Origin of the sequence: Fortiea sp. LEGE XX443 (assembly GCF_015206815.1) — a bacterium.
In the GTDB taxonomy this organism is placed as follows: Bacteria; Cyanobacteriota; Cyanobacteriia; order Cyanobacteriales; family Nostocaceae; genus Nostoc_B.
Window position 1 is genome coordinate 18379 of the sequence record NZ_JADEXZ010000068.1, and the last position, 14020, is coordinate 32398.

Consider the following 14020-nt stretch of genomic DNA (forward strand, 5'->3'; position numbering starts at 1 on the left):
AGGCATTTTTACTATTTTGACTGAATAAGTATATTTCATGAGGACAAAAGTAGTTGAGAGTTGTACGGTTGTCTTTTAGGGAATAATCAACGTAAAGTCTCGTCTTGAGAAGACGGATCGAGGATAAAAACCTTGAAGATATCTACAGCAGGAGGCATCGCTTTTTTAGAAGTCATAGCAACTAAAATTGCTGACAGACAGAAGCAGACTCGGCTAATATCAAGTTTCCTTCTTCCAGCGAGTAAAGTAAAACAAGCGCTGACAACTGTAAAGAGCGAAAAGTTCTAGGGTGTGAGGAGTGGAGCGGACAAGTAAGCACAGCAACTTTATGTTTTGCTAACAGGTGTAAACTTGTCTAAATCAGAGAAGCAAGTTAATCTTGCGTAAGTATCTCTGGTGAATGTGATCAAGATTCATCATTCGATGTGATCTAAATCATTGACTAGTATTCCGACTGCAAAATCGAGGTCAGTTAAGCGCTAGTGATCATTAGGAGGTCGTCTTTGAAACGAGCATTGAAAAAAAGAGTAAAGGCTGTGCTGAAAAATACCCCCAGCAGTGATGATGCCCTGATCGAACAATTAAGTGTGGTAAACTTCAAGATCAATCGTCGAATGCGCGCACAAGCCGCCATGATTGGTTTAGCCATCTCAGTCGGGGCAACCAGCCTTTTAGTGACTCGACAAAGCGATCAAGCCCAAGCAGCAGCACCCGTGGGTAGCCAAAAGGCAGCCTCAAACCTTCCTGCTGTTTCTGACACTGAGGTGAAATTTGTTCCCACAAAGCTGGAGACCAAACTAGTCTCCTCAGCGACCATGCCAGAAAATCCTGTCATTGTGGAACCAACAGCAATTTCACAATTGCCAGGGCTTGAAGCTAAATTGCAAGTTGCGGCAAGTGGAATGTCTGTGCAAGTTCCGGCACCAGAGAACGGCAAAAATTCCATCAACCAGTCGCAATTAACAAATGATGGAGAGGCAATACAGCCGATTCCAACTGCTAATGTTACAGATGGCGTAAAAACCGCTTTTCAGGCAAGCAAAGTACCAACAATAGGTAACGAAACTACAGTTGCCAGTGATGAAGTTAAAGCTAAACTAAAAGCACAGCAAGAGTTTGCCCTGTATCACTTACAAGAAAAATCGAACCGTTTAAGAGCAAGTCTGGCGGAGTTGCGGTCTGGGGAGTCGAAAAATTTAGCAAAAACTACTGCATCGGTGCAGCAGAAAAATTTAGTAGAAAAATTGCCACAAACCAGCATCGGCAAAGAAGCAGTGCCGCAATTACCGGCTCTTGTTGATGAGGACAAAACAAAGTTCTTTCCAGAGACTAAGCAGACAATATCTCCAATTGAGCAGGTACAGCCACTAGCAACAACATCTGCACCTGCTATACCACAACCTGTAGTGCCAACAGATACTGATACAGGTTACGAGGTTAAGCCAGGAGACACGTTAGCAGCGATCGCCAGCAGATACAACACCACAGTTGCAGAACTCGCAAAACTCAACAACATCAGCAATCCAAACCAGCTAAAAATCAGTCAAAAGCTGATTCTTCCATCTACCAAAGTTAACAGCAATGGCGCAATCCCAATACCTGTGGTAGCTAATCCATCTGGTGTGCCGTTAAGCAATAATTCCAAAGTCGCTGGTATACCTGTTAACACTGCTAGTATCAACCCCACTCTACCGTTAGCACCAGTTTCACCAGCTTTTGTCAACAAAAATAATGTTGCAGTGCCAACCACAGCAACAACAAACAACCAGACACAGACAAATACTGCTAATGCTGATCCTTACGGCGTAGGTGGTGACAATCCCGTACCAAAAGTTTTTGCTGAATTACAGTCATCAAAGCAACCCCCTCAAAAGGTGGCTAGAGGCAGAAATAACGAGCGTCTTCGCAGCTTACAGGCGGAAATTCAAAGATTACAGCAGAAATACCGCGATCAAGAGTCTGGTAATGTAGTTGCTCAAGCAATTAGTGATGTTGATAGCAACAACTCTGCTGTACCAATTCCTGTTGCTATGCCTAGTAACTTGGCAGTAACCAAGCCTGTGTCGGGAACTAAGAACTTTGCAGTGCCAATTCCTGTCCCTACACCAATCTTACCAAGCTACAGCGCTCAACCGATTAAGCCCGAATTTCGTGCTACTCGTCCTATCAGCGAGCCAATCAATCCAGAGTTTCTGCCTAACCAGACTAGGGTAGCGACACCACCCATTGGTATTAACGCTTCTGGTTCCCTAGGAAGAATTCGCGGAACTAAGGTATCGCCACAACTACCACCTTTGGCAGCAGTGGATCAATACTTACCCAAACCAGTTGATGAGACCCTATCTCCTCCTTCTAACTCATCTGTAGCCTACATCTGGCCGGCAAAAGGTGTATTTACCTCCGGTTATGGTTGGCGTTGGGGAAGAATGCACAAGGGGATTGACGTTGCTAACGCCACTGGTACACCAATTTACGCATCGGCTGACGGTGTTGTGGAAAAAGCTGGCTGGAATAAAGGTGGTTACGGAAACCTCGTCGATATTCGTCATCCTGACGGTAGCTTGACTCGCTATGGTCATAACAGCAAGATTATGGTGCGCGTAGGTCAGCAAGTAAATCAAGGAGAAACCATTGCTTTGATGGGTAGTACTGGATTCAGTACTGGGCCACACACCCACTTTGAAATCCATTCATCAGGCAAGGGTGCAGTTAACCCGATTGCCCTTCTACCGCAACAACAGAATCGCATATAGTCCTTGCCTGTTTCCAACTCAGTCATTGCGTTTACAGAAGAGGGAGGAATACTCCCTCTTCTGTCATGTTTTGTTAGATGTTGGATGCGATTGTGCAAGAAAATTAATTGAAAAACACACTAGTCATCAACAACTGTGTATGCTATATTAAGAATTAATGCAAAAACGCTTGGCTCAGTAGCTCAGTTGGTTAGAGCACGGGACTCATAAGCCTGGGGTCGTTGGTTCAAATCCGACCTGAGCCATCCAAAAAATAAGCAAAACGTCAGAGTTTTTAGTTTATTGAAGAAAATTAGAAGTTAGATACTTAACTTGTAAAAAATATATTCCTTGATAGTCATATTTCCATATGTGGGAGCGATCGCTCATCAAAAAGCAGGGGGGAAGGGAGCTCTTAGCAGGGGAGAAAAGCCACCTACAAGAGATGGGGTTTTAACCAAAGGTGAAAGGGAGCAAGGGAGCCTGAACGAAGTTCGGTTTGTACCTACAGTCCCCTCTTCTCCCTGCCCCCTGCCTCTAATCAAATACTAATTGCTATCAAACCCCACTTGATTCTTATTTCGGCTGTAATCAGCGATCGCCACTTTCCAATGGTAAAATCTGAGTTTGAGAAGGCTGTTTAACCATTTGGCACCTTCAACAATGAAAAATCAATCTGTTTATGCCCTTGCTTCTTAATTTTATTCTGAATTAACTTTGCAGTTTTTCTAGCAACCATGCCACAGCAGTATCAACTTCTGCAACTTGTTCTCCTGCTGGTACTGCTGGACGATTAACCATGACAACTTGCACACCCAGTTCCCTCGCGGCGATAATCTTGGCGTAAGTGGCATCACCACCACTATTTTTACTAACGATGGTATCAATGTTTTGCTGAATCAGGATTGTCCTTTCATTATCCAGGGCAAAGGGGCCGCGATCGCACAATATCACCCCAGGTGGCACTAAGGCATCTTGTCCAGGAGGGTCAATCATCCGCATCAAAAACCAAATATCTTTTAGGCGTGCAAAAGCAGCTAATTCTTGTCTACCAACGGTTAAGAATACCCTCTGTGCTTGATTTTCTAAAACAGATGCGGCGATGATATTACTATCTACTTCAATCCAGCGATCGCCTTTTACTTTCTCCCAAGGGGGACGAATCAACATCAATCTTGGTATCTCTACTTCCTGCGCCGCCGCCGCCGCATTGAAGGAAATTTGATTGGCGAAGGGGTGAGTGGCATCAATTAGCAGGTCAATCTTCATTTGACGCAGATACTCAACGAGTCCAGCCACACCACCAAAACCGCCAATCCGCACATTACCAGATGGAACAGATGGTTCACGGGTACGACCCGCTAAAGATGCGATCGCCTCAATTCCATTCATAGTTGCAACTTTCGCACCTAGTTCGGCCGCTTCCCCTGTTCCACCCAGAATCAAAACACGCATTAGTTGCTAATTTGTTTTAGTGCTGGAATTTTTGCCAAAATACCCTTTTTCAGCGGTTCAGGTCGTTCTGACCAAGGCAATAATCCGTCAGTTTTAGCGTAGTATTGACTCGCACATTCCAGGACAGCAACAGCACTGCTATCAACAGCTAAATCACCAAATAGATAGGTTAACTTACCTTTTGCTGTAAAGGCGACAACGCAAGAACGGTTGCAAGCACTCATACATTCAACTGCTTGGATAGGGAATTTATCCCGTAATTCCCAATCTTGCGCTAGTTGTTGAATCTGGTGGAATAATTTTTGACCGCCACTTTCACCGATGCGTTTACCATCTTGCCAAACGCTGGCACAGCTTTTGCAAACAAATAAATTATGAGTATGAGCAGCAGTCATCCGTACCTCGCAGATGTGTTTGATTTATTAGTATACTTCGGCGGGCATCCTGGCTAGGAAAGCCAAAAATCAAAACAGAGTTTCAGTCTTTTGCCTTTCCTTCACAGTTGCGGGACAGCGCCGGATTTTCACCGAACTTTCCCCGTTACCTTTGGTGGCTGATACCCACCAAAACCGAACGTTCCATACATCATATCATCTGTATTTCAGCCAATTAATTTTAGTTATTTTATCGTGCCTTTTCACTAAAAATTAAGTAAGCTGCACCTGCTAGTAGCATGGCGGCTAAGAAATAATTACGGGTGATCGGTACTTTCAAATAACTCACACTAAATCCTGCAAATACCAGCATTGTAATGACTTCCTGCAACACCTTTAACTGCGGCAAGCTGAAATATTGAACACCTATGCGGTTCGCTGGAACCTGAAAACAATATTCAAAAAAAGCGATCGCCCAACTTGCAGCAATTGCAATCCACAGAGGAGCCGCTTTTAAATCTTTCAAATGACCATACCAAGCAAAAGTCATGAAAATATTAGAGATAAGTAAAAAAATAACTGGTTTTAACATGATTAGATGAGAGAATTCCAGTCTGTAAGATTAGCATTTTTAATAAATATATTTTAGAAATAGCTGAATATCCGCCATCACCGTAGCCATCAGCTAGATGATAATTTCAGCTAATTGCTTGGATAAAATCTGCGATCGCTAAAGATTCAGTGTTTATTTATACCATTTTTAATTCCTACAATCGCTATACTCATTTACAGGTTCTACCTGGGAATGATGAAGTGGCTCTGCCACTTCTTTTTATTAAAGCTTGAGTATATAAAATTAAAAGTAAAAAGTCTGCTTTAACTTTTTACTTTTTGGTCTTATTTAATCGTTAGATAAATCATCTCGCCATTTATTATGGTTTTCTTTGAGTTCAACATCACGCGATCGCGCTAACTGCCAAGTTCCCCACATCAGTGATTTTTGTCTTTCAACATGATTGATTAGCTGCATAATAGACTGATCTGCCTTGATCGGAGTCTTCAAATCAAACCGAATTGTCCGAAATAGTTTGTTGTCACCCTTAACAAAGTTTTTACCAAAAAGCTTTATTAGCCATAGCACCAATTGATTAAATAACTTTCCAAAAAATTTTTTACGTTTTTTAATCATTAGTATAGTGCGTCCTTCAGTTTTACCACCTTCTATAGGACGCAGGACAAACATCATATGTAAACTAAAAAAATCAAACCCAAGTGTCACTATGAAAGTACTACCATACCAATAACAAATATTGTAAGTAATCGAACGTTTGGATATAAAATGAATCAGTTTTTTAAATATATAATCTCCACGTATATCTGTAGTGTTATTGAAAATAATCGCATTTTGACTATATTCTTCTTTATCAAAGATAATTTCTAATGGTAATTTGTGGACTGTATTGAAATGTTGAGCATCAATTGCATTCATCATCACTATATTAGAATGACAATTTTTCATAAAATGAAAACCAAAAGCAACATCAAACTCATGGTGTTCTAAATCTGGAATAAATGGTAGTGGTTGTTGTGGCGTTTCCCCAGTCCAAATCCAAATCATTCCATACTCTTCATCTGTCGGCCAAGTCTTTAATTTAATAGGAAGTGGCTCATCTAAACATGGAATTTCCACACATATTCCTTGATCATCAAATTTCCAATGATGAAAAAAACAGCGTAGTTCGTTACCCTCAACTTTGCCTTCAGCGAGGTGAGCGCCCATGTGTGGACAGTAGGCATCACAAATAACTACTCTTTTATCTTGACAACGGTAAATTACTAGATTTCTGCCCAAAATAGTAACAGGTTTTACCTCGCCTATTCGCAGATTTTGAGATGGCATTACCCAATACCAGCCCTCAACAAAACGCTCTGGGTTATTAAAAGTTTTAGGTTTACGCATCGAGATAAAATTCTGCGAGTTAACATTTATTTTTAGGTTTCACTAGAAGTGAAGCGCTGCATCTAGAAATATCATGGCAAGTTTTAAAAAACAGTTATTTTCAGTACTAGTAAAAACGTTAAACTAAGATTTTTTTTTAAATTTTGATTATATATGTAGATAAAATGTTATTTTTTGCATTTGTAAAGAAGCTTGTGTGAGATTAAGACTAATCATGGTAAATGTTTGAAAAAATATAACTACGGAAAATACTAATTATTTGAAAACTTTTTTTCATACAAATATTTAATTAATAATCTGAAAAGTTAGTGTTCCATAAAAATAAGAGCTAAAGGAAATCAATCCTTTAACCCTTACTCTAATTTCTACAATAAGTCTATTAGTTTCTAATTAAGGATTAGGCAACAGGATAGCCAGCTTCGGCTAAAGCATCCTTAATTTTCTGTTCGGAAGCTTGAGTTTCTACACTAACAAGCTTAGTTTTAGGATCGGCTTCAACGATCGCATCAGCATCAATTGTTTTTACTGCATTGGTAATATTATTTGCACAAGCAGAACAAGCCATGTTGGGAACTGTGAGTGTGAGTGTCATAGTTGTAAAATATGGAACAATAAAACTATTTAGACCAAGCTTGATACCATTGCTGCATCTGCTGAATTTCAGCAGTTTGTGACTTGATGATAGCTTCTGCTAAGTTGCGAATTTCTGGATGAGTAGCACTATTGAGAACCATCTTTGCCATCATCACTGCTGACTCATGGTGAGGAATCATCTGGCGGATAAATTCTTTGTCAAAATCAGATGAATTTTTCAATGTCTCCAGATTCATCATTCCTGAGTGCATAGACATTCCTGGCATACCTTGACCTCCACCATGATGCATTGTCATGCCAGTTTTTGGAGTAACAGAGACTTCAGTGCCATACCATTGTTTGTACCAAGCTTTCATTTGCTGAATTTCTTTGGTCTGGTCGGCTTTAATCGCAGTAACCAGCTTTTTAAGCTCAGGACGTTGAGCTTTTTGCAAAGCTAAATCCGCCATTTCTACTGCTCCCTGATGATGGGGAATCATCATTTCGATGAAATGCTGATCTACTTGCTGTCTTCCAGCCATCTTGTGTGGCATGGTGCTGGTTGTATTGCAAGGCGGAGATTGTAACGGACGCTGTTGCTCTGCTTTGGTGTAGGTGATTGATAAAGCTGTAATGGCGCTACCTGCGAGTATACCTACAAGCCCATAAATTGCTGATTTACTTAACATACTCTTCCTCCTTTTTGCCTAAAGGAACTATTTCAGTCCTACTTGGGCGCATATTCATCCTAAACTCTCTAGTCGAATGGAAAATCTAGCCAGATTTATAAATCGTTACATTTGTCAGGTAGTGAAAGTCTGTGTTATTGACAAACCCGCAGTTTACAAGCCGATTCAGTCTGTGATTGATGTGTAGGTAGAGGCGGGAATGGTAGATGCGGTAGCACGGTTAAGTTCAGTGTTGACTTTTAAAGCTTGATGCCTTTGCTGCCAATAAAAAGCCCCCGGTTTGTACCAGGGGTTCTATCTCTATCAGCATCAACCTATTCCTACATAAAGAGAATCGCACTTGTCAGACGTTATTGCATCCGCATTGATGCAATTTTTACATAAATAGAATCCAATTATTGCATAAAAGATAGATGCGATCGCCTCCGTTGCAGCGTAGCTCATCGCGCCAAATTTTCCAGCTACAGAAAACACAACAGTTTCGTCTAGTCTTACCCGTCCTCAAAAAAAACTTGAGAAAAATTACACATCGCGTTAAGCTTCCTTAGCGTAACTGCACGCTATGACATCAGGCGATGACAAATCAACACTCCCCAGAAATTCCCTCCTGCACTTGGAATCGTCCCATTGGTTTAGGTTGGGACAAACCGTATACCGTCCGCTACGCCAGTAATATTGATGATGGCCCTTGGCATGGTATGCCTTTGGGTGGCTTTGGTGCAGGTTGCATCGGTCGTTCTTCTAGGGGAGATTTTAACCTGTGGCATATTGACGGCGGTGAGCATATCTTTAAAAATGTCCCGGCTTGTCAATTTAGCGTGTTTGAGTCTACTGGCGCATCTTCTCAAGCTTATGCTTTGTCTACTCAATTGCCGGAAGATGACAGTCTCAAGGCTTGGCAATGCTATCCAGCCAGTACTGAGTCAGCTTTAACAGGGACATATCATGCTTTATATCCCCGCAGTTGGTTTGTATATGAAAATGTATTTCAAGCACAACTAACCTGTGAGCAGTTTTCGCCTATTTGGGCAAATAATTACCAAGAAACTAGTTATCCTGTGGCGGTGTTTTTGTGGAAGGCGCATAACCCCAGCAATGCAGCGATTACCCTCAGCATTATGTTGACTTGGCAAAATATGGTTGGCTGGTTTACCAATGCGTTGAAATCGCCAGAAGTGCGGATACGTGATGATGGTAGCCCAGTTTATGAGTATCAGCCGCGCTGGGGTGAAAGTCAGGAAAATTACAATCAGGTAGTTGAAAATTCTGAATACCTTGGTTGCTTTTTAGGACGGGTTGGGATTGCTGAACCTGTGCAAGAAGGTGACGGTAGTTGGTGTATTGCAACATTAAAACATCCCCAAGTGGAAGTGTTTCACCACAGCAAATGGAATCCAGGCGGTACGGGTGAGGAGGTATGGCAAAGCTTTGCTGCTGATGGTGCTTTACCTAATTATATAGATACAACTCCAGCCGCAAAAAATCAACACTTAGGAAGTGCGATCGCTGTTCGGTTCACTCTCCAACCAGGGGAAACCTTAGAGATGCCTTTTGTGTTGGCTTGGGATTTCCCTGTAACAGAATTTGCAGCCGGAGTGAATTATCACCGCAGATATACAGATTTTTTTGGTAATAGTGGTAATCATGCCTGGGAAATTGCTACTACTGCTTTAGCAAATTATCAAACATGGCGATCGCAAATTCAAAGTTGGCAAGCACCAATTCTCAACCGCGAAGATTTGCCCGATTGGTTCAAAATGGCCTTATTTAACGAATTGTATGATTTAACTAGTGGTGGGACTCTCTGGAGTGCTGCATCAGAACTCGATCCTATCGGTCAATTTGCTGTGCTGGAATGTTTAGATTACCGTTGGTATGAAAGTTTAGATGTGCGGTTATACGGTTCCTTTGCACTGCTGCTGTTATTCCCCGAATTAGAAAAGTCGGTAATGCGGGCTTTTGCACGGGCGATTCCCCAAAGTGATGACTACCAACGGGTGATTGGTTATTACTACACCATTGGTGCAGATACGACAACTGCTGTTCGTAAAGTTGCAGGTGCAACACCCCACGATTTAGGCGCACCGAATGAACATGTCTGGGAGAAGACTAATTACACTTGCTATCAAGACTGTAATTTGTGGAAAGATTTAAGTTGCGATTTTGTTTTACAAGTCTACCGCGATTTTCTGCTGACTGGTGGTGATGATGTGGAGTTTTTAGCAGATTGCTGGGATGCAATTGTGCAAACTCTCGATTACTTGAAGAGTTTTGATAAAGATGGTGATGGGATTCCGGAAAATTCGGGCGCGCCAGACCAAACTTTTGATGATTGGCGGTTGCAGGGTGTGAGTGCTTATTGTGGTGGGTTGTGGTTGGCTGCTTTGGAGGCGGCTGTTGCTATTTGTGATATTTTGATTACGAACCGCGGAGACACAGAGAAGCCAGTGCGTTGCGGGGGTTCCCCCCGTTGTAGCAACTGGCGCGACGCGGAGAGATGGAAGTTTATATATCAGGGATGGTTGCGGCAATCTCGTCCTGTTTATGAGGAAAAGCTGTGGAATGGGCAGTATTACAGGTTGGATAGTGGCAGTGGTTCGGCTGTGGTGATGGCAGATCAATTGTGTGGGCAATTTTATGCACGGTTACTAGAACTACCGGATATTGTATCAAGCGATCGCGCCCTTTCTGCTCTGAAGACTGTTTATGATGCTTGCTTTTTGAACTTCCAAAATGGTCAATTTGGTGCGGCGAATGGTGTGCTTCCTGACGGTTCACCAGAAAACCCCAAGGCTACCCATCCTCTGGAAGTGTGGACAGGAATTAATTTTGGATTAGCGGCTTTTCTTGTGCAGATGGGAATGCAGGATGAGGCTTTGCGGTTGACACAAGCTGTGGTGCAACAGATTTACGACAACGGATTGCAATTCCGCACTCCAGAAGCAATTACCGCAGCTGGTACTTTCCGCGCTAGTACTTATCTCCGAGCGATGGCAATTTGGGGTATTTATTTAGTCATGAGTCAAAAGTAAACAGGAATGAAAGGAGGCGTTGCATGATGATTTTGGAATTTGCATAAATTAATGATCACCGCGTCATCCTTAATCATGCCATTGTTCAGCAACGCCACTTTTTTGATAAAACAGTCCTACTTTTCCTGCTTTCTCTTGACAAAAGTGCAGTTACCTTAATCTTTTACGAATATCCTAAATCTGACTTTGTTTTATATCTGCTCAAGCTAGAATATGGTAGTTGACTAACCAAAAGACAAATTTATTACAGCATTCAACTCAAATCTTGCGTGTGAAATCTCAAATCAATCTACAGGTACATGCTCCATCTTTAACTTCCTTCAGACAACGCGACTGGAAAGCGTTAATAGAATTGTTTGACAGGGAAGACTGCGACGAAATTGAAACTGACATCAACCATAATTTGCGCTTGATGACACCTGAGCCTTGTTGGGAAGATGATCCGTTTGATTTTTTGCGCGAATATCTCTAAAAGTGCTGAGTGAAGTTGCTACGTCAGTAGGGTGGGTTAATTTTTACAAGTCGATGTATTAACAGTATTAACATTGCGAGTCTAGCATTAACATTGCAGGGCGATGAATTAACATTGCGAGTTTAGACATTAACATTGCAGGGCGATGAATTAACATTGCGAGTCTAGACATTAACGTTGCAAGGTGATGAATTAACATTGCGAGTTTAGACATTAACATTGCTGACTAAAAGACTTGTGTGTACACCATGGCCTCTTAATCCCTCGCACTGAGACGACTAAGAAAAGTACGCAGACGATCGCTCTGAGGATTTGTGATAACTTCGTAAGCAACACCTTGTTCTGCAACAACGCCTTTATCCATAAATATGACTCGATGAGCAACTTCCCGCGCAAATTGCATTTCATGGGTGACGACTACCATTGTCATTCCCTCGGCTGCTAATTGTTGCATAACTTGTAAAACTTCACCCACAAGTTCAGGATCTAACGCGCTGGTAGGTTCATCAAATAGCATAATCTGCGGATTCATACATAAGCTACGCGCGATCGCAACTCTTTGCTTTTGTCCACCTGATAGTTGTTCGGGATAAGCTGAGGCTTTATCAAATAAACCAACTTTTTCTAAAAATAATCCTGCTAGTTGAGCGCTTTCTTTCGCTGTTTTGCCTAAAACTTTACGCGGCGCAAGGGTGAGATTTTCTAGTACGCTGAGATGGGGAAACAGGTTGAATTGCTGAAAAACCATGCCTACTTGGGTTCGTAGTTGGCGAAGTTGTTGACTATTAAAATTAGATTTAGCTAACTCAATCCCGTGAACTACCAAGGAACCGTGATCAATACTTTCTAAACGGTTGAAGCATCGCAGTAAGGTACTTTTACCACAACCGGAAGCACCAATCACCGCCACAACTTCCCCTTGCTGGATTTCACCTGTGATTCCTCTAAGAACTTTTAAGGAACCAAAGCTTTTTTCGATATCTTCAAAAATAATGATAGGGTTAGGATTTTTCATAGCCCATTAAAAGAATATGGTTAAATTAAATTTTATTCGTTGGTTGTTGGTAGTTGGTTTAAGTTGTGCTTTACTGACTGGCTGTAGTGTCAACCCCGATGGTGGAAAAACTCTGCGGGTAGCTACTGAACCAGCCTTTCCACCGTTTGAGTTTCAAATAGGTGGTAAATTGCAAGGTTTTTCCTATGATTTGATGAATGCGATCGCCACTGCTGCTAACTTTAAAGTAAATTTTCAAAGCATACCTTTTGATGGCATTATCCCAGCAGTCCAAGCCAAAACTGTAGATGCGGCGATTAGTTCCATCACAATTACCGAAGAACGCGCCAAGACAGTTGCTTTTTCACGTCCTTATTTTAAGGCGGGATTGGCGATCGCAGTTCGTAGCAACAATCAAGATATTACTAGCTTTGAAAGTCTCAAAGATAAAAAGTTGGCTGTTCAAATTGGTACAACTGGCGCAGAAAAAGCGAAAAGCGTTCCCGGAGTGCAAATTCGCAGTTTCGATTCTGCACCTTTAGCTTTGCAAGAATTACTTAATGGTAATGTAGATGCAGTCATTAACGATGCGCCTGTGACTTTATATGCCATAAACACAGGCAATCTCAAAGGGATTAAAGTTATTCAGCAATTGCTAACCGAGGAATATTATGGCATTGCGACAGCACAAAACTCGCCTAATTTAACACTCATCAATGATGGGTTAGATAAAGTGCTGAAAAATGGTGAGTATTCGCAAATCTACAAAAAATGGTTTAACGCTGAACCACCATCATTACCTGCTAAATCTCAATTTGAAAATCAGACTAGTGGTAGCAAAGCTAATATATTCAACTCCTTAGGCGTAATTTGGCGTTCTTTTCCCACACTGTTACAAGGTGCATTGGTGACATTACAACTAACCATTCTTTCTGTAGTTTTAGGTTTAGTTGCTGGTTCACTGATTGGGATTTTGCGCCTTTCTCAGATTAAACCTGTGCGTTGGTTAGCACGAGCCTATGTAGACTTCTTTCGGGGAACGCCTTTACTGGTACAAATTTTTATGATTTACTTTGGCATACCAGCGATCGCCCAACAAATTGGTTTTACCTTTAACTTTAACCCTTTGGTGGCTGGAGTACTCGCTTTGAGTTTGAATAGCGCCGCATACATAGCCGAAATTGTCCGCGCCGGGATTCAATCAATTGAACTAGGACAAACCGAAGCAGCACAGTCACTCGGTTTAAGTTCTGTAGAAACCATGCGCCATGTCATTTTTCCCCAAGCTTTCCGGCGGATGATTCCACCCTTGGGTAATGAATTTATCAGTTTATTGAAAGACACCAGCTTAGTTGCAGTTATCGGTTTTGAAGAATTATTCCGCAAAGGACAGCTAATTGTGGCAGAAAACTATCGCGCCTTTGAAATTTACGCCGCCGTAGCCGTAGTGTATTTGTGCTTGACACTGCTTTCTTCCCAAGCATTTAGCAAATTAGAAGTGTGGATGAATCCGGTTAGGCGGCTGGGGAAGTAGGATATAATTCGTAATTAAGCTAGTAGGTTGGATATTTTCCGATTTAAGCAAGTAGTAAGTGAAAAAAGCAGGGGAGCAGGGAGCAGGGAGCAGGGGAGAAAAACCACCCATAAGGGGTGGGGCTTCCCTACGGGACGCTACGCGAACAACCAAGGGAGAAGAGGAGCAAGGGGGCTTTTGCCCACAAGGGGCAAGGTTTTTACCT

The 14020-nt window shown here is 41.9% G+C and carries 11 protein-coding genes, 1 tRNA gene and 1 riboswitch; of the genes, 5 read left to right on the forward strand and 7 right to left on the reverse strand.

Translation table 11 applies throughout. The features are described from left to right. The first annotated feature begins 536 nt into the window (after positions 1 to 536). On the forward strand, positions 537 to 2753 hold the full coding sequence (locus IQ259_RS21065; protein WP_339383956.1) for a peptidoglycan DD-metalloendopeptidase family protein: 2217 nt from the start codon (positions 537 to 539) through the stop codon (positions 2751 to 2753). Positions 2754 to 2924: 171 nt separating this feature from the next. After that, positions 2925 to 2998, forward strand: a tRNA-Met gene (locus IQ259_RS21070). Positions 2999 to 3443: 445 nt separating this feature from the next. Here IQ259_RS21070 and IQ259_RS21075 read toward each other — a convergent pair. The 6 genes from IQ259_RS21075 to IQ259_RS21100 all read right to left on the reverse strand — a co-directional run bounded on the left by IQ259_RS21075 (position 3444) and on the right by IQ259_RS21100 (position 7783). Then, the gene (locus tag IQ259_RS21075; protein WP_193887951.1) at positions 3444 to 4187 is read right to left on the reverse strand and encodes a cobalt-precorrin-6A reductase; all 744 of its coding nucleotides are present in this window, start codon (positions 4185 to 4187) and stop codon (positions 3444 to 3446) included. After that, positions 4187 to 4582, reverse strand: coding sequence for a DUF1636 domain-containing protein (locus IQ259_RS21080; RefSeq protein WP_193887952.1), 396 nt, complete (start codon positions 4580 to 4582; stop codon positions 4187 to 4189). Before IQ259_RS21080 ends, IQ259_RS21075 begins: the two co-directional genes overlap by 1 nt. A gap of 21 nt (positions 4583 to 4603) precedes the next feature. Next, positions 4604 to 4776: riboswitch (cobalamin riboswitch) on the reverse strand. 35 nt (positions 4777 to 4811) lie between these two features. Next, the gene (locus IQ259_RS21085; RefSeq protein ID WP_193887953.1) at positions 4812 to 5153 is read right to left on the reverse strand and encodes a DMT family protein; all 342 of its coding nucleotides are present in this window, start codon (positions 5151 to 5153) and stop codon (positions 4812 to 4814) included. 309 nt (positions 5154 to 5462) lie between these two features. Further along, positions 5463 to 6551 (reverse strand): aromatic ring-hydroxylating dioxygenase subunit alpha, encoded by a 1089-nt coding sequence (locus tag IQ259_RS21090; RefSeq protein ID WP_193887958.1) that lies wholly within the window; start codon positions 6549 to 6551, stop codon positions 5463 to 5465. A 367-nt stretch (positions 6552 to 6918) separates the two neighbouring features. Then, positions 6919 to 7113, reverse strand: coding sequence for a heavy-metal-associated domain-containing protein (locus IQ259_RS21095; protein WP_193887954.1), 195 nt, complete (start codon positions 7111 to 7113; stop codon positions 6919 to 6921). A 25-nt stretch (positions 7114 to 7138) separates the two neighbouring features. Next, positions 7139 to 7783 (reverse strand): DUF305 domain-containing protein, encoded by a 645-nt coding sequence (locus IQ259_RS21100; protein ID WP_193887955.1) that lies wholly within the window; start codon positions 7781 to 7783, stop codon positions 7139 to 7141. 575 nt (positions 7784 to 8358) lie between these two features. Here IQ259_RS21100 and IQ259_RS21105 point away from each other — a divergent pair. Together IQ259_RS21105 and IQ259_RS21110 are read left to right on the forward strand one after the other, a co-directional pair. Then, positions 8359 to 10815: a GH116 family glycosyl hydrolase gene (locus IQ259_RS21105; protein ID WP_193887956.1), complete on the forward strand. Its 2457-nt coding sequence runs from the start codon at positions 8359 to 8361 to the stop codon at positions 10813 to 10815. Between the two features lie 265 nt (positions 10816 to 11080). Then, positions 11081 to 11287 (forward strand): hypothetical protein, encoded by a 207-nt coding sequence (locus tag IQ259_RS21110; RefSeq protein WP_193887959.1) that lies wholly within the window; start codon positions 11081 to 11083, stop codon positions 11285 to 11287. Between the two features lie 256 nt (positions 11288 to 11543). Here IQ259_RS21110 and IQ259_RS21115 read toward each other — a convergent pair whose 3' ends face one another. Further along, positions 11544 to 12302, reverse strand: coding sequence for an amino acid ABC transporter ATP-binding protein (locus tag IQ259_RS21115; RefSeq protein WP_228014676.1), 759 nt, complete (start codon positions 12300 to 12302; stop codon positions 11544 to 11546). Positions 12303 to 12318: 16 nt separating this feature from the next. On the opposite strand from IQ259_RS21115, the gene IQ259_RS21120 reads away from it, so the two are divergent. Beyond that, entirely contained in the window at positions 12319 to 13815 is a 1497-nt protein-coding gene (locus IQ259_RS21120) for an ABC transporter permease subunit (RefSeq protein WP_193887957.1), read from the forward strand. The last annotated feature ends 205 nt before the right edge of the window (positions 13816 to 14020 follow it).